Here is a 22,887-nt window from a genome sequence, read left to right as displayed (position 1 = left end):
CTCTGGCTATTCATAATTAAACAAATAATCAACATCCATTTCTTTAATTTCTCCCAGCTTTTTTAGAGTGCTCATATCTACATCTTTTTTGTTACCAATAACAAGGATGTCATAATCTTTTCCTTTAATGTTTTCATTAAAAAACTTTTGCAAATCTTTAAAGCTCATTTGCTTGATCTGATTATACATTTTTTTTCGCATGTCCTCTGATGAGCCTCTCTTTTTTAGTCGTTCATATTCCCAGAAAACACCTGCTTTGTTAATGCGATGCGCAGCTAATATTTTAAGTATAGATTCTTTAGCGGCTTCAAACTGTTTTTCTGCATATGGCATGTTGGTCATTAATTCCATCATTGCATCTACTGCCTCATGCATTTTGTTTGCCTGTGTACCGATATAAGCGGTAAGGTAATTTGGCTTGTCTTTCTCTTCGGCAATACTGTAATCTGCATATGCACTATAGGCTAATGATTTAGATTCTCTTATTTCTTGAAAAACAATAGATGATAATCCATTTCCAAAATAAGAGTTGAACAATGCAGAAGCTGCTAAATTATCTGGATGAAACACCTCTCCTTTAGAAACAAACAGCATTTCAGTCTGAACCATATCATAATCTACAAAATACACATTTCCTCCCGTTTCTTTTTCCTTGTAAATCTTCTTGGGTGGATGAGCTTTTAATGTTTTTGGTATGCTATGATTAATCTCCACAGAGGTAATGACATTCTCTATATCATTTCCATAATAAAATAAGCGCTGTTTATAGTTTTTAAGATTTTTAAAGGTTGCTACCAAGTCATTTGGATCGAGGTCTTTTAACTCCTGCATAGTGTAAATATCCCTTAAGCGGGAACTTTCGCCGAACAGACTATAGTTTTTCAACCCGTTAAAAAGTATATTTTCTTTATCTGTCTTCCCATCTTCCCTTTGCTTGCCAATATTTTGTACGTACTTATTATATGTTTCTTGGTTTGCTATAGCATTTGTCCACAAGTGTTCCAGCAACTTCAAGCCCTTATCTAAGTTTTCGGATAAACCACTTAAATAAACATGCAATTTATCGCTACTAATACTAACACCGTAGTTGACACCTAATTTGTAAAACTCCTTTTTCAATTCTTCGGGCGAATAAGTATCTGTGCCTAAATATTCTGCATAGCCCACAACGTGTTTTAGTTTTTTATCATTGTCGCTCCCCATATCAAAAATAAAATATAAGCTGGCTAAATCATTTACTTTGTTTTCGATATATGAAACTTCTATCCCATTTTGGGTTTGTTTTTTATTGATTGCCTTATGAAAATTGACTGTTTGGGGCTGAATTTCCTGAACACCGATCTCATTAAATTTTTTATTGAATTCGGATTGTTTGTCTCTGTTGAGCTCAATTGGTGTAATCTCTGGGTTTCGAACTTTTACGATATTTTTTGCTTTCCCTTGTCTTTTGTAAACCACAACATAGTTGTCTCTGTAAAACTTATTGGCAAAATCTACAAGCTCTTGTTTAGAAATCTTTCTTAGCTCATCTAATTGCTTAACTTGGTCTTCCCAATTTTGATAATGTATAAAAGCATTTACATATGCAAAAGCTACAGCAGTAGTATTTTCATATTGATTAATTTGAGATAATTTCATATCGTTTATTACTGCTTCGAGCATCCACTCATCAAAATTACCTTTCTTAAATTCTTCAATTTGAGCGATAATTAAATTTTTGACTTCTTCTAAGGTTTGGTTAGATTTAGGTTGTCCATAAAATGTATGCATGCCATAATCGTTTAGGAAATAGGTATAACATCCCGCTTGCTGAACTTGTTGCTTTTGATTAAGGTTGACATCTATTAAACCAGCCTCACTGTTATTTAATATCATATTGATCAAGGTTAGGTATTTTTCTTCATTGGAACCTACACCTTCAGACCTAAAAGCCAGACTAACACCTTCTTCCTCTGGCCCGTAAACATCTTTTTCTATAACAGTAGTTATTGGTTCTTCTGTTGGCCTTTCAGGAAATGTTATTTCTCTTCTTTTATAATTTCCAAAAGCGTCATTAATTTTTTTAATCGTTTTATCGAATTCAATATCCCCAACTAATATCACTGCCATATTATTCGGTACATAGTATTTTTCAAAATAGTCATGTAGAGAAACCATTGACGGATTCTTTAGGTGTTTTGAAGTTCCTATAACTGTTTTCTGACCATAAGGATGTTTGGGAAATAAATTTTCTAACAAGGCATATAACGCCCTTTCACTGTCATCGTCCTGTCCCATGTTAAATTCTTCGTAAACAGCTTCCAGCTCTGTATGAAACAGCCTAAGAACCAACTGACTAAAGCGTTCGCTCTCTAATTTTAACCATTTATCCAATTCGTTAGATGGGATTTCACATAGATAAACAGTTTCTTCATCTGAAGTCCAAGCATTTGCTTCTTCAGCACCTAATGAACTTATCATTTTATCGTATTCATTAGCAATTGTTAATTTAGATGCCACATAAGATACACTATCTATTTTTCTATAGATCGCTGTTTTCTTAATGCTGTCTGTTTCTGCTTTGTGCATTTCAAACAGATCTGAAATTTGACCAAGCAAAACTTGTTCTTTGTCCCAATCTTGGGTGCCAATCTCATCAGTTCCTTTAAAAACCATATGTTCTAGATAATGAGCAAGGCCTGTATTGTCTGATGGATCGTAAATCGAACCCGTTCTAACCGGTATAAAAGTTTGTATTTTAGGTTCATCTGTATTTCTACTCAAATAAACCTTCATTCCATTATCCAGCGTATATAAGCGCAAGCCTGTCGGGTCGTTTATTACTGTTTCATAGGTAAATCCGTTTAAGTCTGTGTGTGTTTCGGTAAGGGTCTTAGGCGTAGTTTCCCTTTTACAGGAAATGACTGTTAAAACCAATAATAAATAAAAAACTTTGAAATGTTTCATGATTGATGATGATTTGGGTTTGTAATAAAAATCTATACTCTAAATAAGAATACGCAACTAAATTATATAATATTTTTTACAATTCATGCATCAATACTCTATGTTGTTTGAATTTCAATATCTGTAAGATTTTAAACTACAGAGGTACTAACATTATATGTCACACCATTTTAGTATGGACCAACCTATTTTATCATATAATTTATTACAAAGTTTTATAAAATAAAAAACCCCACAAAAATGTGAGGCTTTTATCGGTGTTGTAATATTTTATTAAGCCAATACTTCGGCTACTTTTTTACCAATTTCGGCAGGAGAATCCACAACATGGATACCACAGGCACTCATAATCTTTTTCTTAGCTTGCGCTGTATCGTCACTACCACCAACAATGGCTCCTGCATGTCCCATGGTACGTCCAGCTGGAGCGGTTTCGCCAGCTATAAAACCAACGATAGGCTTTTTACTCCCACTTTCCTTATACCAGTTGGCAGCATCGGCTTCTAACTGACCACCTATTTCACCGATCATCACTACAGCTTCGGTTTCTGGGTCGTTAATTAATAATTCCACAGCGTCCTTAGTCGTTGTTCCAATTATTGGGTCACCACCAATCCCTATGGCTGTTGTAATCCCTAATCCTTGCTTTACCACTTGATCGGCAGCTTCATAAGTTAATGTTCCCGATTTAGAAACAATACCTACTTTTCCTTTTTTGAATACAAAACCTGGCATAATACCAACTTTAGCTTCTTCTGGAGTAATTACTCCCGGGCAGTTAGGCCCTATTAAGCGACAGTCTTTTGTTTTAATATAATTTGAAGCCGTAATCATATCGGCTACAGGAATACCTTCTGTAATGGTTATAATCACTTTAATACCAGCATCGGCTGCTTCCATAATGGCATCGGCAGCGAATGCAGGTGGTACAAAAATAATGGTAGTATCTGCACCAACTTGCTCTACAGCTTCTTTTACGGTGTTAAACACCGGTTTATCTAAATGGGTTTGCCCGCCTTTTCCTGGAGTTACACCACCAACCACATTGGTACCGTATTCTATCATTTGACTGGCATGAAATGTCCCTTCGCTACCAGTAAATCCTTGTACTATTATTTTTGAATCTTTATTAACTAAAACGCTCATAAATTTAGTTTTTCTTGAATTATAAATACCCCACAAAAGTAAGGTATCAATTTATTTTAATAAAGTATAAATGCTATTATTTATCCAGTTCCTTAATTTTTTTAATTAATTGCGGAATTTGTTTTAAAGAGGCCAATTCCTTAAGTTTTGTCCTAGACTCTTCGGCAGGATATCCAAAATAGGTTTTATGGCCTTCCAAGGATTTACTAATACCAGATTGTGCTAATATTACGGCCTTTTTGCCAATTGTCACACCACTGGTACTTCCCACTTGCCCCCAAATGGTCACTTCATCTTCAATAACAACACATCCCGCAATACCGGTTTGGGATGCGATTAAACACTTTTTCCCCACAACTGTGTCGTGCCCTATTTGAATTTGGTTATCCAATTTGGAGCCTTCTTCAATAATGGTGTCTCCTGTAACACCACGGTCTATGGTACATAAAGCACCTATGTGCACGTTATTTTTTATAACCACTCTACCTCCAGATAATAACTGATCGAATCCCTCTGGGCGATTTTTATAATAAAAGGCACTTGCTCCTAAAACGCTACCTGCATGAATTACAACGTTGTCACCTATAATAGTATCATCATAAATAGATACATTAGGATGAATAACGCAATTACTACCTATAACCACATTATTACCAATAAAACAATTTGGTTGAATAATGGTATTCTCTCCTATTATAGCAGAATTAGAAATGGCCTTGTTTGCAGGTTGAAATGGTTTAAAATGTTTTGTTAGTTTATTAAAATCCCTAAAAGGATCATCACTAACAAGCAAGGCTTTGCCTCGAGGGCAATCTACATCTTTGTTTATCAAAATAGTGGTTGCTGCAGAATTTAAAGCCTTATCATAATACTTGGGGTGGTCTACAAACACGATATCTCCTGGCTCTACAACATGAATTTCATTCATGCCCAATACAGGAAAATCATCTGAACCCACAAATTGACAATCAATCAATTGCGCAATTTGTTTTAAAGTGTATTGCTTTGGGAATTTCATATGTATAAGTTCGCTTCGAAAACCTCAGCGACCAGATTTCATTATTCTTTAATACGTTCTTTGTAGGTTCCTTTTTCAGTTTCAATCTTAATCTTATCACCTTCGTTAATGAAAAGTGGCACATTAACTTCGGCTCCAGTTTCTACAGTTGCAGGCTTTGTAGCATTGGTTGCTGTATTGCCTTTTACACCTGGCTCTGTATGGGTAACTTCTAATATAACACTGGCAGGCATTTCAACAGAAAGCGGCATGTTATCTTCAGTATTGATTAAAACGGTTACGACTTCACCTTCTTTCATTAAATCTGGTCTGTCCAGAGCAGCTTCCAATAATTGGATTTGCGTATAATCTTCAGTATTCATAAAATGATAGTATTCACCATCATTGTACAAAAACTGGAATTTATGTGTTTCTACACGAACATCTTCGATTTTATGTCCTGCAGAAAAGGTGTTATCAATAACCTTTCCTGTTGTGACGCTTTTTAATTTGGTTCTTACAAACGCTGGGCCTTTACCGGGCTTAACATGTAAAAATTCAATAATCTTAAAAATATCGTGGTTATACCTAATGCATAAACCGTTTCTAATATCGCTTGTACTTGCCATTATAATTAATTTGATTTAAAATATCCCTTCATAATACCACGGTGCGAATTTTTGATGAATTGAAGTATTTCATCTCGCTCTGGAGTGGCTTCCATTTCGGCTTCTATGATTTCTGAAGCTTGGGTATTGTTGTAGTTCTTTTGATAAAGTATCCTAAAAATGTTTTGTATTTCCCTTATCTTGTCCGAAGTAAATCCTCTTCTTCGCAATCCCACAGAGTTGATCCCTACATACGATAATGGTTCTCTGGCCGCTTTAACAAACGGAGGTACATCTTTTCTAACCAAGGATCCTCCTGTTACAAAGGCATGGTTACCAATGGAACAAAATTGATGCACAGCGGTCATACCTGCCAATACTACATAATCACCTATGGTGATATGCCCTGCCAATGTACTGTTATTGGAAAAAATACAATTGTTCCCCACAATACAATCATGGGCTATATGGCAATAGGCCATAATTAAACAATTGTCGCCAATAACCGTCTTCATACGGTCTGCCGTTCCCCTGTTTATGGTAACGCATTCGCGAATGGTTACATTGTCTCCAATTTCAACAGTGGTTTCCTCGTCGTTATATTTTAAGTCTTGAGGTACTGCCGAAATAACTGCTCCTGGGAAAATATTACAATTTTTGCCAATGCGGGCGCCTTCCATAATAGTAACATTACTTCCAATCCAACTACCCTCTCCTATTTTCACATTATTGTGAATGGTTGCAAAGGGTTCTATTACCACATTTTTTGCGATTTTTGCTCCAGGGTGTACGTATGCTAAAGGTTGATTCATTTTTTATTATTTTACTTTAGTGATTTGGGCCATAAGTTCTGCCTCTGCACACAATTTTCCGTTAGCATAAGCATAACCTTGCATGTGACAAATACCTCGACGTATAGGGGTTATTAACGAACATTTAAAGATTAGGGTATCTCCTGGCATTACTTTTTGTTTAAATTTAACATTGTCCATTTTCATGAAAAAAGTTAAGTAATTTTCAGGGTCTGGTACTGTATTTAATACTAAAATACCTCCCGTTTGTGCCATAGCCTCTACAATGAGCACTCCTGGCATTACGGGAGCCCCTGGAAAATGTCCCTTAAAGAACTCTTCGTTCATGGTAACATTTTTGGTCGCCGTAACATGGCTGTCGGTAAGCTCAAACACCTTGTCTATTAATAAGAATGGTTGCCTATGGGGCAGCATGGCCATTATTTGGGTAATGTCCATTAAAGGCTGTTGGTTTAAATCTATATTTGGAACATTGTTTCGCCTTTCATTTTTTATAATCTTAGACATTTTTTTAGCAAACTGAGTGTTTACAAAATGCCCAGGTTTGTTAGCTATTACCTTTCCTCTAATTCTGGTCCCTATTAAAGCTAAATCGCCAAGTACATCCAATAATTTATGTCTGGCAGCTTCGTTAGGGTGGTGTAATGTTAAATTATCTAAAATACCATTGGGCTTTACCGCTATATTGTCCTTTTTGAAGGCAACCCTTAGCTTGTCCATAGTTTTAGGACTTAGTGGTTTGTCTACATAAACAATGGCATTGTTTAAATCACCACCTTTAATCAATCCATTCTCAAGAAGCATTTCAATTTCATGTAAAAAACTAAATGTACGTGAATTTGAAATATCCTTTTTAAAGTCTGAAATATTATTTAAGGTAGCATTTTGGGTTCCCAAAACTTTAGTTCCAAAATCTACCATAGTGGTAATTTGGTACTCTTTAGCTGGCATGATTAAAATTTCACTACCGTTTTCTTCATCGGTATAGGAAACAATATCTGTAACCACAAATTCTTCCCTAAAGGCATCGAGCTCTACAATACCCGCTTTTTCCAAGGCTTCTACAAAAAACTTTGAGGAACCATCCATTATAGGTGGCTCTGAAGCATCAAGTTCAATGATGGCATTATCTATATCCAAGCCAACTAATGCCGCCAATACATGTTCTGATGTTTGTATGGTCACGCCGTTTTTCTCTAAGCAAGTACCTCGCTGTGTATTGGTTACATAATTTGCATTTGCTTCAATAACAGGTGCGCCTTCTAAATCTATGCGCTTAAAGGATAATCCAGAGTTTGCTGGAGCAGATTTAAAAGTTAACGTAACGTCTTTTCCCGTATGCAGGCCAACTCCCTTTAAAGATACTTCTTTTTCTATGGTTTTTTGTTTGACCTCTGTACTAACTATTCCCATTCAATTTTTTATCTATATCATTAATATTTTTTACAATCTTAGGTAGGTTTTTAAAATGTACGTACGACTTATTGAAATCGCCGTATCCAAGCGCTGGAGACCCCTGTAACACCTCATTGTCCTGTACATTTCGTATAATTCCGGATTGTGCCTGGATTTTCACATTATTGCCTATTGAAATATGCCCCACTATACCTACTTGCCCTCCAATTTGGCAGTTTTCACCTATTTTAGTGGAACCTGCAATACCTGTTTGAGCAGCAATAACGGTATTCTTTCCTATTTCAACATTATGGGCTATTTGAATTTGGTTATCGAGCTTTACACCTCTTCTAATAATTGTTGAGCCTAAGGTGGCTCTATCTATAGTTGTAGCCGCACCAATATCGACAAAATCTTCTAGAATAACGTTTCCTGTTTGTGGCACCTTAGTATACTCGCCATTTTCGTTTGGGGAAAACCCAAAACCATCGGCACCAATAATGGCCCCAGAGTTAATAACACAGTGGTTGCCAACAACGCATTCAGAATAAATTTTGGAACCGGCAAATATAATGGTGTTATCCCCTACTGTTACATTATCTCCTATATAGACGTTTGGGTAAACTTTCACATTGTTACCTAAAACAACATTTTCTCCTATATAAGAGAAAGCACCTATATAAACGTTATCCCCATATTTTGAAGATTCCGAAATAAACGAAGGCTGTTCAATTCCACTTTTGTTTAGTTTTACCAAATTGTAGTACTCCAACACTTTAGAAAATGCAGAATAGGCATCATCTACTTTTATAAGTGTAACCCCGACATTATATTCTGGTTCAAAAGTTTTGTTTACAATGGCTATAGACGCCTTAGTAGAGTATATATATTGTGTATACTTGGGGTTTGCAAGAAATGTAAGAGAACCTTCGGTGCCCTCTTCTATTTTAGAAAGCTTAGAAACTTCTATTTCAGCATTTCCTACAACATCACCCTCTAGTATTTCTGCTATTTGCTGAGCTGTAAATTTCACACGTTTAAGTTTGTTGGTTGTAGTTTAATTTCCGCAAAAATATGAAAAATGTACCAAAGTATAACGGATTGTTCTATTTGACTTATACTTAATGAAATACAATTTAATGGACTGTTAATTATATTGTGTTATTTCTTTAGGAAAGCAAATATAGTACTTGGTAACTGTTTTGGACAGCGGTTTTAAGTTAAGTTGATCCGAAGCTTTAACTATGTTCTCTATTTTACCGGATTTATACAGGATATTAATTTTTTTGTTTTTGGGCTCATAGGCCTGGTTGGAAATCTCTCCGGTGAATACAAAATATTCGGCTTCCGGTTTCGATACATTATAGGTTTCAGTAAATATGCTAACCTGCTTAGCTAAGGAAGTTGGCTTTATAGGTTTCTTTTTTATTTTGATCTTGAGGAGGTTCCTGTTAATAATCATTTTACAAAGATTGCTCAATACAAAATCGTTTTGGTTTTGCCATTCTTTCATTGCTGAGACAACGTCAAAATCGTCTAACTTTGAAAATACCTGTAAGGTCGAGTCATTAAAGTCTTCGAATGAAATATCATTTTCCAAGAAAAATTTTAGGGCTTGACTTGACGGCAAATCAACCCCAGCTTTAGCCAATTCTTTTGCTCGTTTTAACACCCTAATCAACAATTGTTCGGCAACCAAACCTGTTTTATGCAAATACACTTGCCAATACATAAACCGTCTTGCTATTAGGAATTTTTCAACACTGTAAATCCCCTTTTCTTCCACTACAAGTTCATCGTCCACAACATTTAACATGGTAATTAAGCGCTCACTGTTAATGTTACCTTCGGCCACTCCTGTATAGAAACTATCCCGTTTTAAATAGTCAGATCGGTCCATATCCAATTGCCCGGAAACCAATTGGCACATAAACTTTCTTGGGTACTCGCCCTTAAAGATTTTAATGGCAAGCGTTAAATTTGAGTTAAATTCGTCATTAAGTTTTTGCATGAATAACAATGAAATCTCTTCGTGGGAGACGCCATTTGCAATACTGTGTTCCATGGCATGCGAAAAAGGACCGTGACCAATATCATGCAGAAGTATGGCAACATATAACCCTTGCTCTTCTTCTTCTGAAATGGTAACCCCCTTAAAACGAAGCACATTAACAGCTCTTTGCATTAAATACACACATCCTATAGCATGATGAAATCGTGTGTGATGGGCTCCCGGATAAACCAAATACGACATCCCCATTTGGGTGATGCGCCTTAAGCGTTGAAAATATTTATGCTGAATTAAATCGAAAATTAACGAATTTGGTATAGTAATAAATCCGTAAATTGGGTCGTTTAAGATTTTAAGTTTGTTCAAACTTTAAAATTTTTATATTAACTAATTACAAATATAGTTTTTGTAAAGCTTAATATACATTTTCGAAATAAAAACTATTTGAGGTTCTGTATTTGAAACTTCTATATAACAATATAATAGAACTAATATGATAAACATACTTTGGGTTGACGATGAAATAGATTTACTAAAACCCCATATTCTTTTCCTAGAGAAAAAAAACTACAATGTTACGACTTGCAATAGCGGTACCGAGGCTATTGAAATACTTGACGAGCAAAGTTTCGACATTGTTTTTTTAGATGAAAACATGCCCGGACTTACGGGGCTTGAAACCCTAAACGAAATTAAAGAAAAACAAGCCAGCTTACCTGTGGTCATGATAACCAAAAGTGAAGAGGAATATATTATGGAAGAAGCTATAGGCAATAAAATAGCAGATTACCTAATAAAACCTGTAAACCCAAATCAAATATTATTAAGTTTGAAAAAGAACTTAGACCATTCCAGATTGGTTTCAGAAAAGACCACTTCCAATTACCAGCAGGAATTTAGAAAAATTGCCATGGACATGGCCATGGTAAATTCCTATGAAGAATGGGTTAACCTATACCAAAAGCTGATTTATTGGGAAATCCAATTAGAAGATATTGAAGACGCCAGTATGGTAGAAATTTTGGAATCACAAAAAACAGAAGCTAATATCCAATTTGGTAAGTTTATCGATAAAAATTATGCAAGTTGGTTTAAGCCCAATGCAGATGCTCCCGTCATGTCACATACAATTTTTAAAGAATGGGTGGTTCCAGAAATTAGCACCGAACAGCCTACTTTACTAGTAGTTATCGATAACCTACGCTACGACCAATGGAAAGCCTTCGAACCCATTATAAACAACTATTATAAAAAAGAAAAAGAAGAAGCCTTTTACAGTATTTTGCCAACGGCGACCCAATATGCCAGAAATGCAATTTTTTCAGGATTGATGCCTAGTGATATGGAGAAACTGTTTCCTAAATATTGGAAAAATGATACCGATGATGGCGGGAAAAACCTATTTGAGGCAGAGTTTTTGGAAACCCAAATGAAACGACTTGGCTTAGACAACCTTAATTATGAATACCATAAAATAACCAACTTAAAGTCTGGAAAACGCTTGGTAGACAACTTCAAGACCTTAAAGAATAATGATTTAACGGTAGTGGTTTACAACTTTGTAGATATGCTATCGCATGCCAAAACCGAAATGGAAGTTGTAAAAGAACTCGCCTCAAATGATAAGGCCTATAGATCCCTGGCTTACAGTTGGTTTAAAAACTCTCCATTGCTGGAAATGATTCAACAAGCCCAACAAATGGGATTTAAGTTGATACTAACTACAGACCACGGTACAATTAATGTAAAAAACCCATCTAAAGTGGTTGGAGATAGGGATACCAGTTTAAATTTACGTTATAAAACAGGAAGAAGCTTAACTTACGACCAAAAAGATGTATTGGTCGCTAAGGACCCCAAAAGTATTCATTTGCCTTCTATAACAATGAGTAGTTCGTTTATTTTTGCCAAAGGCGATCTGTTTTTTGCTTACCCCAATAATTTCAACCATTATGTAAGCTATTATAGAAACACCTATCAACACGGTGGTGTATCTTTAGAAGAGATGGTTATCCCATTCGTCGTATTTGAACCAAAATAATCCATAAAAAGCAAATAATACCGACGAAACGTGTTATTTTTTAGGATTTTACAATTTTAATTACTATTTTCGCTACAAAATTCTGTTGAATTGGAAATAAAATATGACCTAGATCAGGTTGAAGATGTTGCTAACGAGCTCATTACTAATGTAAATTCTAAAGTATTGCTTTTCCAAGGTGAGATGGGTGCTGGTAAAACCACACTCATTAAGGCCATAGTAAAAGCTTTGGGGAGCCAGGATGAAGTAAACAGCCCAACATTTTCAATTGTGAATGAATACGAATCAAACAATGGTATTATATATCATTTTGATTTATATAGAATAAAAGATATTGAAGAGGCCTATAATTTTGGGATTGAAGATTATTTGTATAGCGATGGCTGGATCCTAATAGAATGGCCCGATAAAATAAAACCCATATTATCTGAAGGTTTTAATGAAATTGAATTGGATATCGTGTCGAGTGCCATTAGAACCTTAAGATTAAAAAAATAAATAGTAACCCTAAATCGCAGTTAGCCTATAAGAAAACAACAAACCACACTCCGATTCCTGAAGTTTTACGGAATACCCGTAACGTAAAAATGGAAAATTAATGTTTTTAACATTTTTTTAACATTTAACACTAAGCTTCAACATACTTAGTGGTTAATTTTGGATTATTAATTAATTAATCCCTATTATTATGAAAACTAAAAAGTATGTAATTGCATTAGCGATCTTCGGAGGTATGTTGTTCTTAGCACAAGCTGCTACTCAATTTAATGTTGATGGACAACAAACAGCAAAAATCGAAAAAGGATCAAGAGACTTACCAAGTAGATAGTAAAAAATCCTTGATTATAAGCAGTGTAATAGCTACAATAATAGCTATTACACCTTATTTGTTTTATTTACACGAAAGTGTTCCAGATACAAGAGTTTGGGACACTTTTTTGTTTTCATATGACAGCAAGGGTTGGGGAGATGCTAACTTCGCAATGTGGGTCTTGACCGGTAAAGCTATTCCTCTTATTCTTTTAGTCATTTGGTTTTTTACAAATCGGCATTGGTGGTATCATGTATTATTGGTGCCAATCTCCATGTATGTTTATCAAATATTCCAAATTTTCAATGAAAACATCAGCTATATTGATGAATTTCAACTCATTTATATGGTGCCAATTATGGCAATAATAATACCTTCAGTTTATTTAATTAGAGCAAGAATATTTAACGCAATTAATGAAGCTTCTAAATCTATGCAAGAGCTGGAAGACGAGCTCAAAGTAAGTCCAAAAGGATTTTGGGGCAAAATAAAACAGTACTTTTAAATCTTTCTATAACCTGTCTCGCTCCTCTATATCTATGCTTTTTTTGCTTTCTTTTAATCTGAAGTTTCCAAATTTATAGTTAAACCCAAAAACAAATAATCTATTTTCCGATCTGGATTTTAACAGAATGTCTTGATTTGAATATTTGGTTCTTTGATAAAAGTTAAGCGAGTTAAAAACATCTTTTATCCCAAAATTAACAGTAGCCCTATTGTCCCAAAGTGTTTTTTTAAAATCAACACTTATCCCTAACCTATCACTGTATATAGAAGCTCCATCCGCAATTGATGAAATATAAAGCATTGACAAATCCATTTCTAAGCTTTTATCTTTTAATAACGTAAAATAATTAATCATTTGTGTATAGAACGACCATTGATCATTTCCAAATAGAGTATTTGCACTATCAAATAAATAAAATTTGTTATCATAATAGAATAAAGAGGACAATACATAAAGGTTCCACCTGTCTACCACTTTAGTATAAGTTGAAAAGTCCAACCCATAAGAGACACTATTATCTATGTTAGTGTTTTTATATACTAATTTATTGTTTTCATTGTCTTGAAAGACAATTTCAAGTGCTGGATTATTCTCGTTTCTATAGTAAGCCTCGAAGGTATACTTGCTCTTAAAACCCCAACCTATTGTAAACACATCGTCTATTTGAGGTTTTAAATTAGGATCCCCCTCAGTATACACATTGTCGTTATAAAAAAACTTAAACGGGTTTAATTGACTATATCTTGGTCTAAAAATCCGTCTGTTATATTTAAAATACCATTCATTATTCTTGTCTGCTTTTTTCAGCAAATGAAACGAAGGGAAAAACTTCAAATAATCATTTTTATTAATTTGATTATCGGATAACGAATTACCTTTAATGTCTGTGTATTCAGCCCTCACCCCCGCTTTTAAACTCCATTTATCCCAATCTTTAGAATAACTCGCATAAGCAGCATAATTGGCTTCGTTATATAAAAACGTATTGGAATTTAAGGGATCTTCTGTTTTTTGCCCATTATCAAAAATGTATTGTGTAATAATATTATCGGAATCTATACTTGAAATCTTAGCACCTGTTTCAAATTCAGCTGATTTATCCAAAGGCAAGACATAATCTATCTGTGCCGTGTTTAATTGCACAAGCTGACTTGAGAATGTTTGAAATTTATTGTTTCTTAAAGTATTATCTGGGAACAAATAATTCGTGTTAACATCTTGAAAATTTGAAGTATCAAAATTAGTATGATGGGCATTAACCGATAGCTTCTCCCCTTCTTTTTCGAACTTATGAACATAGTCTAGGGAAAAGGCTAGATTAAAGGTCTCTAAAACTGAATTATTGGACGTGTTAAAAATAGAATCTAGCTGCTTGTTAGAATTAAATACTTCGGTGGAGGATAATACGTTTGTTTTGGAATTTTTCCTTGGAGCAATTAAAATATTGGAAGACAAGCTTAAACTGTTTTTGTCATCGAATTCATAATCCATATTAACATTTATATTATGGTTGCTGGATTTTTGAATTTTACTTTCTTCATTAGACCAACTTGAAAAGACTTGGTTAGTGTTGTCTATAAAATTAACAAACTCATCAACTTCCCTATACTCTTTTTTTGGACTAATATTATAGTTTATATAGGTACTTAGTTTTTTAGTCTTAAAAAAATGACTTGTCCCAAACGAATATTTAGGATACTCGCTCCCCTGTTTATAATTGCCAAATACGCTACCATTATAACCTGCAATTAAGTTTTTGGCCATCACTATATTAAGGACCGCTCCTCCTTCGGCTTCATATTTAGCCGGGGGATTGGTAATCACTTCTATCGATTTTAAGTTGGTGGCCGTTGTACCTTCCAGCAGTTGTTGCACCTCGTTCATAGACAAATGCACTTTCCTGTCATTAATATAAACTGTAGGAGTCCCTTGCTTTACAGTTATCTTGCCATCGTTCACAATTACGCCTGGGGTGTGTTTTAGGACATCCAATACATTGTTATTGGATAAGGTAGAGTTCTCCACATTAAAGACCAAACGATCAACCAATCGTTTTACAGTTGGTTTTTTAGCTATTACTGTAACTCCTTCTAGCTCTTGAGTGTCTTCCGTCAATACAATAGTTTCTAAATGCGTGTCCTTTTTTAAATCCAGTGCTATATGTTTTGTCTTAAAACCTAAATAGCTTATTTCAATGCTATAGTTGTTTGACGTTAGGTTTTTAAAATTAAAAATACCTTGTTCATCGGTTGTTGTACCAACTAAAAACCCATCATTGTTAGTTGATGACTTTAAGACAATATTTGCGAAAGCGATGGGTTGATTACTTGAATTTGTAACAGTTCCCGTGACTTGGAACTGTTGGGAAAACCCAATGGAAATACTTAACAAAAAAATAACTACAAATAGTTTAAATTGCATAGAAAAGGTTTATAATTACAAACATAAAATAATTAATTTAAAACTTTAGGAGGGAAAGCCACAATAGTTTTTGTTTGATTTCCTACGAGGCAAGAATATCGTCCACTAAAGCGTAATTTTTAATAAACATAGCACTTATTAAAAATTTATTTGTAATTTCATGTGTTTATATTTTTTAATTTTAAACGGTCACATGCAACATCCAATTATCATCCCGTTTTATAACAGGATTTCAGTGAAGGATGTTCATTTTTTTATAACACCAACCTATGTCTAAATCGTTATCTCCATTTACAAAGCAGCAACTATTGCCGCAAGAAGAAAAACTTGAAATTTTAAAACGAAAAGGAGAATTATTTATAGGAATTCCTAAAGAAACTGCGTATCAGGAAAGTCGCGTTTGTTTAACGCCAGATGCCGTATCTGCCCTAGTTAATAATGGGCACAGGGTCCTGCTGGAGTCTGGAGCTGGAGACAACGCCAGTTTTAGTGATAGGGAGTATAGCGAAGCAGGTGCAGAAATCACAAAGGATAAAGCCAAAGTGTTTTCATGTCCTATGATTTTAAAGGTAGAACCCCCTACCCTTGAGCAAATCGAGCTTATTAATCCACAAACCATTTTAATATCGGCACTACAACTTAAAACACAGTCTAAAAAATATTTTGAGGCCTTAGCTTCTAAACGCATAACCGCTTTAGCTTTTGAATTTATTAAAGATGAAGACGACACCTTTCCTGCGGTAAGATCCTTAAGTGAAATTGCTGGAACAGCTTCTGTTTTAATTGCTGCAGAATTACTGTCCAACCGAGAAGATGGAAATGGCTTAATGTTTGGTAATATTAGCGGTGTCCCACCACTGGAAGTTGTTATTCTGGGTGCAGGAACTGTGGGGCAATATGCAGCAAGGAGTTGTATGGGGCTAGGCGCCAATGTTAAAATTTTTGATAATTCCATCACCAAACTTAGGCGTATACAAAACAATTTGGGGCGATCGCTTTACACCTCCACACTACAGCCAAAAAATTTAACCAAGGCCCTCAAGCGCTGCGATGTTGTTATTGGAGCGCTTCGTGGTAAAAACAGGTCGCCAATAGCTGTTTCTGAAGCCATGGTTGAAACAATGAAAAAAAGAGCGGTGATTATTGATGTTAGTATAGATATGGGCGGATGCTTTGAAACCAGCGAAGTAACAACGCATAAACAGCCTACATTTATAAAACATGGCGTAATACACTATTGTGTGCCGAATATCCCTGCCAGGTACCCCAGAACATCTTCAATATCAATAAGTAATATATTCACGCCTTACTTGTTAAAAATTGCCGAAGATGGTGGTTTAGAAAATTCACTCCGATTTGATAGAGGTTTAAAAAATGGGTTGTACTTTTACCACGGAATTTTAACTAGTAAATCTGTTGGAGAGTGGTTCGACTTAAAGTATAGCGACATTAATTTGCTGATATTTTAAAAAATCAAATTCTCTAATTTTTATATCACAATCTAAACATGAAATTAATTCAAAGAATTGGTTATTACCTAGGTGGTTTTGCTATAGGTCTAGTGATTTTAGCGTTTTTTTTTAGTAAAAAAAAGACATCCTGTAGTTATGGGCCAGAGGCCAGGGTATTAAAAAATATAAACTCTAAAACAATAAACTATAGCGATGCCATAAATCTTTCGGACTCTACTTTAATTAAACAAGTATTAAAGCATGGAAACGTGAATTTTACTGAAAGCAAACCAAGGCAAGAGCCTTGCGGCTTATATGTAATAGAAGACACTCACAACGATAAAACAATTGCTTTAACGCTACAAAACTGCGATAGTATCGTTAAACTTATTGATATTAAGAAGTAATTGCTAGTCGTCTCCTAGTTTTCTTCGCTTTTTTTCTTTTGCTAAAAGACTAATTTCCCTTCCTGTTTGACCAGCTACCGAAGTATTCTCTTCTGCCCTTCTAATTAAATATGGCATCACATCCTTAACCGGACCAAATGGAATATATTTAGCCACATTGTAGCCTCTATTCGCTAAATTAAAGCTAATGTGGTCGCTCATACCGTACAACTGCCCGAACCATATTCTCGAATCGTTGCTGGCTAAGCCCTTTTCCTCCATTAGCTGCATGATTAAATAAGAACTATCTTCATTATGGGTGCCAGCGAACATGGACATATCTTCTAAATGATCCATCATGTATTTAACAGCCGTATCAAAATTTGTATCGGTAGCAAATTTGTTTTTACAAATTGGCGATTCATAGTTTAACGCTTCGGCCCTATCATTTTCCTTTTCAAGATAAGCACCTCTAACCAATTTATAGCCTAAATAAAAGCCTTCTTGTTTGGCTAATGCATGCTGTTCCTTTAAAAATTGGAGTCGGTCATGACGGTACATTTGCAAAGTATTGAAAACCACTACTTTTTCTGTGTTATATTTCTGCATCATTCTAGTTACAAGATCGTCTGCGGCATCTTGCATCCAACTTTCCTCTGCATCAATTAAAACAGCAATATCATTTTCTTTGCCTTTTTTACAGACCGCATCGAATCGCTGTTCTACCTTTTGCCATTCATTAGATTCGGCTTCAGTTAGCGGCTCTCCTTTTCCTATCTTTTCAAACAAATAAAAGCGTCCAAAACCTGTTGGTTTAAACACGGCAATGGGCATTGCATCCTTTTCTTTGGCAAAATCGATGATTTTTAATACTGTCTTTAATGCCGAATCGAATTCTTCTTCTGTTTCTTTTCCTTCTACCGAATAATCTAAAACAGAGCTTACCCCCTTTTCATACATGTTGTCTATTACAGGCAAGCAATCGTTTTCGTTTACACCACCACAAAAGTGGTTAAACACCGTAACCCTTATCAAACCTTCAACAGGTAAATTGGCTTTAATAGCAAAATTAGTAGCTGCTGTACCAATCTTTACTAGTGGCTGAATTGATATCATCTTGAACAAAAAATAAGCACGCTCAAGTTCGGCATCGCTTTTAAGGGCAAAAGCAATTTTAGTATTTTCAAAAATAGGATCGGTTATCATTGTAAAAATTTATGCAAATATATAGCAGTTCACTAAAATTTTATATAAAAATCATTAATTTCACACCCTCAAAAAAAGAACGTGTTTTATGGATCCGATTAAGGCTAACAATTCTGTAATTTATTTTGATGACCAAGGGTATATTTCGTTAAACGACTATATAAAAAAAGGCCATTTTTCAAAGATTTTCATTTTAGTTGATGAACACACACACACCCATTGCCTCCCGTATTTTTTATCAAATTTAACAACCGATCTTGCCATTGAAATTATAGAAATTGAAGCAGGCGAAGTTCATAAAACTATTGATACCTGTACCGGTGTGTGGAATAGCTTATCTGATTTAGATGCCGATAGAAAAAGTCTTATGATTAATGTAGGCGGTGGCGTTGTTACAGATTTAGGAGGGTTTGTTGCCTGTACCTTTAAACGAGGTATTAAATATATTAACATACCTACTACCCTTTTATCTATGGTAGATGCTTCTGTAGGCGGTAAAACCGGAGTAGATCTTGGGCACTTAAAAAATCAAATAGGCGTCATAAGTTCCCCGGATATTATTATAATAGATAGCAAATACCTGGATACACTACCGCAAAACCAAATGCGATCTGGGCTAGCCGAAATGTTAAAACACGGTTTAATAAGCAATAGGGAATATTGGGATAAATTTAATGATCTAAGCAACTTAAAGCTTGAAGATTTAGACGGCTTAATTTATGAGTCGGTGTTAATAAAGAAACATGTTGTAGATCAAGATCCTTTTGAGCAAAATTTAAGAAAAACTTTAAACTACGGACATACCATTGGACACGCTATTGAGTCTTATTTTTTAAGCAACCCAGAAAGAACAGATTTGCTTCACGGTGAAGCCATAGCTATTGGTATGGTGATGGCATCTTATATATCTACTCAGTTGACTGGTTTTCCAAAAGATGACACTAATCACATAAAATCACTATTTAAGGCGTTTTATGGCCATGTAAATATTGACGAAGAGGAATATGCTACCATAATTGACCTACTTAAATACGATAAGAAAAATGTTCATGGCAACATAAACTTTGTTTTGTTGGAAGCTATTGGAAAACCAAAGATTGATTGTTTGGTACCAGACAATATAATTATTGATGCATTTAAATTTTACGCTGCATAATTTTTCAAATTATTTTTTTTGTATTTTTATAAAAAGCTACTGTTTCAGTTTAGTTATACTAAGCTAATGGACAGCATTGGACCTTAATCAGTTTTTTGATTTGTTGTATACTTTAAGTAATAAATGGTAACAGATGAAAAGAATTATTGTTGATTACAAAAAACTCAAACCAGAGGTTTTAAAAGCTCTAACAGAAAAATTTCCAGATGGCTATGGCGATGATGATATAATTACTTTTGACGATCATCACAACCAAACAATCGAGGCGGTTGAAATTAAAACAGACGATACTGTCTACTTGGTTAAAGTGCATAGCAAATTACATTATACCATGACCAATTTTGATAACGACAATTTTGAAGTGGATGATTTAGGACATGTTGTGGTAGAGACCGATTCGAGTGTTATTATTGACGAAGAGGAATAAAAAAGGCACTTTTTAAATAAAAGCGCCTTATTTAATATGTTTTATTGTTGTTGTTGTTGTTGTTACTTAATGATTACAAATCATTAAAAATAGAATGCATTAATCTTTTCTTGTCGTTAATGCTTTCTTCTAGCGAAATCATAGTTTCCGTTCTGTAAACGCCTTCTATGTCATCTAACCTGAATATCACTTCTTTCGCATGTTCGGTACTTCTCGCTCTTATTTTACAGAAAATATTAAATTTCCCAGTAGTAATATGAGCTACGGTAACAAAAGGTATTTCATTAATACGCTCTAATACAAATTTTGTTTGAGATGTGTTATTTAAAAACACGCCCACGTATGCTATGAAAGAGTATCCTAACTTTTTATAATCCAATGTTAAGGAAGACCCTCTTATAATACCCGCTTCTTCCATTTTTTTTACACGTACATGCACAGTACCGGCCGAAATAAGCAATTTTTTTGCAATATCTGTAAATGGAATTCTAGTATTATCGATTAGCATATCTAGAATTTGATGGTCGATTTCGTCTAATTTAATTTTCCCCATAATTAATTATTGTTAAATAAAAATCAAAATTAACACATTTTTGTTAATAATTACGCATTAAACCTGCATTTTATTTTACCAATAATGCGATTTTCTCATTATTTATCATAACGAAATCGTTTTCGTCATTGACTTTCAACGGGGTGTTGTTCGCTGACAGCACTAGACCTTTATTGGCATTGTACTCTTTATGCGCATAAAATGCTGATAAATTTTCAATTTTTTCGATTTTGGGAATAAAATGTATACTGCCATCAACTAACTTTTCTTGATACAGAATACCAATATCAACCAGATCATCATTCTCATTTATTCTTGCGTTTCTAATAATGATATCTAAAAACAATTTTTCATTTTCGGGAATATCAAGATAAGGCTTGCTCTTACTACCGTCAACATTGTTTTTGGCTATATAGTTCAGCGAACTTAAAAGCGCAATGTATATGTGTTCTCGTGTAACATCTCTTGCATAATCATTATTATAATGTCCAGCTTCAAAAAGAATGGTTGGCACATTCTTGCTTTGGAATGTATCTCCTACGCAGTTTAAATTAAAAGCATCGTCGTATACTCCCACTTGATTTGGGATTTCTTTTTGCAACATGGCATTCATAACCGCAATAACTTCCATTGCTATTTTTCGGTTTGGTGTTACCGTGCAATCTTGGTCTTGGGCTGGGGCTAAAAACGAAACTGTTGCTGGTTTATCGGTATGTCCAGCACTAAAAATGGTACGCTGCCCATGTAGATTATAACAAAAATGAGGCTTAAAATCTTCAAAAATGGATTTTAAGACCTTGCTTTCTGGTTGTGTTAACTTTTGGGCGTCTCTATTCAAATCTACAGCGTTGGCATTAACTCTAGTATAAACATTGGCGCCATCTGGATTTAATATAGGTATTACACACAGCGTGCATGCGGAGAGTACGCTTTTAACATCTTGTCCTGTAGCTGTGAGTGTATTAAAAAGATCAAAAAGAGCTTTAGTGGTTGTAGATTCATTTCCGTGCATTTGGGACCACATTAATATTCGCTTCTTACCATGTCCAACTTTAACGGCATATATGGGTTTGTTTAGCACAGAATGTCCAATTGTGGTTACCTTAAAATCTGGACCAAGCTTGTTAATTAAAGGCTGTATGTCGGTATTTGTAATGTAACGGTGTGATAATTGTTTTTCCTTATGACTTTTAAATAGGTCTTTAATAGTACTTAATTCCATTAATTTTTTGTTTGCACAAATGTAAACATTTAGAGATTTACAATTGTAAACAATAAAAATAGATTCAAGTGTTTACATTTATAAACAAGTGAAGTGGTTTAATAGTGTGTTAGTTTAACTAAATAACAGTTAAATTAATGATTGTAATTAAAATGCCTGTATTTCAGTATTATATGTTACTATATTTAAAGTTTTAGATTAGATATTTTACATGTTTTTAGTGATTTATGCACCTAGAATAGATTAAATTATTACATTTGTAACAGTTTAACAATAATACATAGTTTACAATGGTAAACAGCGAAGCATTTACAAAAAGACTACAAGAAATAATGGATTACCATGGTGAATCTGCCTCCTCTTTTGCTGAAAAAATTGGTGTGCAACGCTCAAGCATCTCGCACATACTTTCTGGTAGAAACAAGCCCAGTTTAGAGTTTGTTCTAAAAATAGTTTCTGCCTACCCAGATGTAGAACTCTATTGGTTACTAAATGGAAAAGGCAGCTTCCCTTCCTTTGGAGATAAAAAAGAGAGTGTACAAGATTTGATTCCTGAAACAAAAAACATGTCTTCTGAACCCAAAAAGGAAATTCAATCGCAAAAATCCATCGAACGCATTGTAATTTTTTATTCAGATGGAACCTTCAAAAGTTTTCAGAATTAATAATGACTGTGGAGTATGTCTCTAATTTTCTTTTCTTGCTAAGGCGCCAAGAAATAAACCGTGCATCCTTTACTAAAAGCCAACAGTGAATACCGAATACGAACAACTACATCTAATTTCTTAAA

Annotated in this window: 20 protein-coding genes; 8 read left to right on the top strand and 12 right to left on the bottom strand. The window is 34.5% G+C overall.

The genetic code is table 11. From position 1 onward, the window contains the following. Positions 1 to 6: 6 nt before the first annotated feature. The 8 genes from MR062_RS12305 to MR062_RS12270 all read right to left on the bottom strand — a co-directional run bounded on the left by MR062_RS12305 (position 7) and on the right by MR062_RS12270 (position 10,281). On the bottom strand, positions 7 to 2,946 hold the full coding sequence (locus tag MR062_RS12305) for a M16 family metallopeptidase (RefSeq protein ID WP_242204685.1): 2,940 nt from the start codon (positions 2,944 to 2,946) through the stop codon (positions 7 to 9). Positions 2,947 to 3,219: 273 nt separating this feature from the next. Then, complete coding sequence (sucD, locus tag MR062_RS12300; RefSeq protein WP_242204683.1) at positions 3,220 to 4,092, bottom strand: succinate--CoA ligase subunit alpha; 873 nt, start codon at positions 4,090 to 4,092, stop codon at positions 3,220 to 3,222. Positions 4,093 to 4,168: 76 nt separating this feature from the next. After that, positions 4,169 to 5,110 (bottom strand): UDP-3-O-(3-hydroxymyristoyl)glucosamine N-acyltransferase, encoded by a 942-nt coding sequence (locus MR062_RS12295; RefSeq protein ID WP_242204681.1) that lies wholly within the window; start codon positions 5,108 to 5,110, stop codon positions 4,169 to 4,171. A 41-nt stretch (positions 5,111 to 5,151) separates the two neighbouring features. Next, positions 5,152 to 5,718, bottom strand: a complete 567-nt coding sequence (gene efp, locus MR062_RS12290; protein WP_242204680.1) for an elongation factor P — start codon at positions 5,716 to 5,718, stop codon at positions 5,152 to 5,154. 5 nt (positions 5,719 to 5,723) lie between these two features. After that, entirely contained in the window at positions 5,724 to 6,509 is a 786-nt protein-coding gene (gene lpxA, locus MR062_RS12285) for an acyl-ACP--UDP-N-acetylglucosamine O-acyltransferase (RefSeq protein ID WP_242204678.1), read from the bottom strand. A gap of 6 nt (positions 6,510 to 6,515) precedes the next feature. Further along, entirely contained in the window at positions 6,516 to 7,922 is a 1,407-nt protein-coding gene (locus MR062_RS12280) for a bifunctional UDP-3-O-[3-hydroxymyristoyl] N-acetylglucosamine deacetylase/3-hydroxyacyl-ACP dehydratase (RefSeq protein WP_242204676.1), read from the bottom strand. Beyond that, the gene (gene lpxD, locus MR062_RS12275) at positions 7,909 to 8,937 is read right to left on the bottom strand and encodes a UDP-3-O-(3-hydroxymyristoyl)glucosamine N-acyltransferase (protein ID WP_242204674.1); all 1,029 of its coding nucleotides are present in this window, start codon (positions 8,935 to 8,937) and stop codon (positions 7,909 to 7,911) included. Before lpxD ends, MR062_RS12280 begins: the two co-directional genes overlap by 14 nt. A gap of 114 nt (positions 8,938 to 9,051) precedes the next feature. Next, positions 9,052 to 10,281, bottom strand: a complete 1,230-nt coding sequence (locus MR062_RS12270) for an HD domain-containing protein (protein ID WP_242204671.1) — start codon at positions 10,279 to 10,281, stop codon at positions 9,052 to 9,054. A gap of 127 nt (positions 10,282 to 10,408) precedes the next feature. On the opposite strand from MR062_RS12270, the gene porX reads away from it, so the two are divergent. The 3 genes from porX (at position 10,409) to MR062_RS12255 (ending at position 13,272) form a co-directional block, all read left to right on the top strand. Next, a complete protein-coding gene (porX, locus tag MR062_RS12265; RefSeq protein ID WP_242204669.1) occupies positions 10,409 to 11,956 on the top strand; it encodes a T9SS response regulator signal transducer PorX in 1,548 nt (515 codons plus the stop codon). A gap of 90 nt (positions 11,957 to 12,046) precedes the next feature. Beyond that, complete coding sequence (gene tsaE, locus MR062_RS12260) at positions 12,047 to 12,454, top strand: tRNA (adenosine(37)-N6)-threonylcarbamoyltransferase complex ATPase subunit type 1 TsaE (protein ID WP_242204667.1); 408 nt, start codon at positions 12,047 to 12,049, stop codon at positions 12,452 to 12,454. A gap of 275 nt (positions 12,455 to 12,729) precedes the next feature. Continuing rightward, positions 12,730 to 13,272, top strand: a complete 543-nt coding sequence (locus MR062_RS12255; RefSeq protein WP_242204665.1) for a hypothetical protein — start codon at positions 12,730 to 12,732, stop codon at positions 13,270 to 13,272. A gap of 6 nt (positions 13,273 to 13,278) precedes the next feature. On the opposite strand, the gene MR062_RS12250 is transcribed toward MR062_RS12255, so the two are convergent. Beyond that, positions 13,279 to 15,696 carry an outer membrane beta-barrel protein gene (locus MR062_RS12250; RefSeq protein ID WP_242204663.1) on the bottom strand — a complete coding sequence of 806 codons (2,418 nt, stop codon included), beginning with the start codon at positions 15,694 to 15,696 and terminating at the stop codon, positions 13,279 to 13,281. Positions 15,697 to 15,965: 269 nt separating this feature from the next. Here MR062_RS12250 and MR062_RS12245 point away from each other — a divergent pair, with 269 nt between their 5' ends. Then, positions 15,966 to 17,165 carry an alanine dehydrogenase gene (locus MR062_RS12245; RefSeq protein ID WP_242204661.1) on the top strand — a complete coding sequence of 400 codons (1,200 nt, stop codon included), beginning with the start codon at positions 15,966 to 15,968 and terminating at the stop codon, positions 17,163 to 17,165. A gap of 38 nt (positions 17,166 to 17,203) precedes the next feature. Continuing rightward, positions 17,204 to 17,554 carry a hypothetical protein gene (locus tag MR062_RS12240; RefSeq protein ID WP_242204659.1) on the top strand — a complete coding sequence of 117 codons (351 nt, stop codon included), beginning with the start codon at positions 17,204 to 17,206 and terminating at the stop codon, positions 17,552 to 17,554. Between the two features lie 3 nt (positions 17,555 to 17,557). Here MR062_RS12240 and MR062_RS12235 read toward each other — a convergent pair whose 3' ends face one another. Continuing rightward, positions 17,558 to 18,739, bottom strand: a complete 1,182-nt coding sequence (locus MR062_RS12235; protein WP_242204657.1) for a proline dehydrogenase family protein — start codon at positions 18,737 to 18,739, stop codon at positions 17,558 to 17,560. A gap of 88 nt (positions 18,740 to 18,827) precedes the next feature. Here MR062_RS12235 and aroB point away from each other — a divergent pair, with 88 nt between their 5' ends. Further along, the gene (gene aroB, locus MR062_RS12230) at positions 18,828 to 19,895 is read left to right on the top strand and encodes a 3-dehydroquinate synthase (RefSeq protein WP_242204655.1); all 1,068 of its coding nucleotides are present in this window, start codon (positions 18,828 to 18,830) and stop codon (positions 19,893 to 19,895) included. Between the two features lie 133 nt (positions 19,896 to 20,028). After that, a complete protein-coding gene (locus tag MR062_RS12225; RefSeq protein ID WP_242204653.1) occupies positions 20,029 to 20,322 on the top strand; it encodes a hypothetical protein in 294 nt (97 codons plus the stop codon). Positions 20,323 to 20,395: 73 nt separating this feature from the next. On the opposite strand, the gene MR062_RS12220 is transcribed toward MR062_RS12225, so the two are convergent. Further along, a complete protein-coding gene (locus tag MR062_RS12220; RefSeq protein ID WP_242204651.1) occupies positions 20,396 to 20,875 on the bottom strand; it encodes an Lrp/AsnC family transcriptional regulator in 480 nt (159 codons plus the stop codon). A gap of 70 nt (positions 20,876 to 20,945) precedes the next feature. Beyond that, positions 20,946 to 22,097, bottom strand: coding sequence for a M14 family metallopeptidase (locus tag MR062_RS12215; RefSeq protein ID WP_242204649.1), 1,152 nt, complete (start codon positions 22,095 to 22,097; stop codon positions 20,946 to 20,948). A 290-nt stretch (positions 22,098 to 22,387) separates the two neighbouring features. Here MR062_RS12215 and MR062_RS12210 point away from each other — a divergent pair, with 290 nt between their 5' ends. Next, complete coding sequence (locus tag MR062_RS12210) at positions 22,388 to 22,762, top strand: helix-turn-helix domain-containing protein (RefSeq protein ID WP_242204647.1); 375 nt, start codon at positions 22,388 to 22,390, stop codon at positions 22,760 to 22,762. Positions 22,763 to 22,887 lie beyond the last annotated feature (125 nt).

The organism is Aestuariivivens insulae, assembly GCF_022662195.1.
Classification (GTDB): domain Bacteria; phylum Bacteroidota; class Bacteroidia; order Flavobacteriales; family Flavobacteriaceae; genus Aestuariivivens; species Aestuariivivens insulae.
This window is presented reverse-complemented; position numbering and strand designations above follow the sequence as displayed.

Bases quoted from the DNA above. Each gene is read 5' to 3' on its own strand.
- MR062_RS12215 (WP_242204649.1), bottom strand. From the start codon at position 22,097: ATGGAATTAAGTACTATTAAAGACCTATTTAAAAGTCATAAGGAAAAA.
- lpxA (WP_242204678.1), bottom strand. From the start codon at position 6,509: ATGAATCAACCTTTAGCATACGTACACCCTGGAGCAAAAATCGCAAAA.
- porX (WP_242204669.1), top strand. From the start codon at position 10,409: ATGATAAACATACTTTGGGTTGACGATGAAATAGATTTACTAAAACCC.
- MR062_RS12240 (WP_242204659.1), top strand. From the start codon at position 17,204: ATGAAATTAATTCAAAGAATTGGTTATTACCTAGGTGGTTTTGCTATA.
- efp (WP_242204680.1), bottom strand. From the start codon at position 5,718: ATGGCAAGTACAAGCGATATTAGAAACGGTTTATGCATTAGGTATAAC.
- aroB (WP_242204655.1), top strand. From the start codon at position 18,828: ATGGATCCGATTAAGGCTAACAATTCTGTAATTTATTTTGATGACCAA.
- MR062_RS12250 (WP_242204663.1), bottom strand. From the start codon at position 15,696: ATGCAATTTAAACTATTTGTAGTTATTTTTTTGTTAAGTATTTCCATT.
- MR062_RS12245 (WP_242204661.1), top strand. From the start codon at position 15,966: ATGTCTAAATCGTTATCTCCATTTACAAAGCAGCAACTATTGCCGCAA.
- MR062_RS12235 (WP_242204657.1), bottom strand. From the start codon at position 18,739: ATGATAACCGATCCTATTTTTGAAAATACTAAAATTGCTTTTGCCCTT.
- sucD (WP_242204683.1), bottom strand. From the start codon at position 4,092: ATGAGCGTTTTAGTTAATAAAGATTCAAAAATAATAGTACAAGGATTT.
- MR062_RS12280 (WP_242204676.1), bottom strand. From the start codon at position 7,922: ATGGGAATAGTTAGTACAGAGGTCAAACAAAAAACCATAGAAAAAGAA.
- MR062_RS12225 (WP_242204653.1), top strand. From the start codon at position 20,029: ATGAAAAGAATTATTGTTGATTACAAAAAACTCAAACCAGAGGTTTTA.
- MR062_RS12210 (WP_242204647.1), top strand. From the start codon at position 22,388: ATGGTAAACAGCGAAGCATTTACAAAAAGACTACAAGAAATAATGGAT.
- MR062_RS12295 (WP_242204681.1), bottom strand. From the start codon at position 5,110: ATGAAATTCCCAAAGCAATACACTTTAAAACAAATTGCGCAATTGATT.
- MR062_RS12305 (WP_242204685.1), bottom strand. From the start codon at position 2,946: ATGAAACATTTCAAAGTTTTTTATTTATTATTGGTTTTAACAGTCATT.
- MR062_RS12220 (WP_242204651.1), bottom strand. From the start codon at position 20,875: ATGGGGAAAATTAAATTAGACGAAATCGACCATCAAATTCTAGATATG.
- MR062_RS12255 (WP_242204665.1), top strand. From the start codon at position 12,730: ATGGACAACAAACAGCAAAAATCGAAAAAGGATCAAGAGACTTACCAA.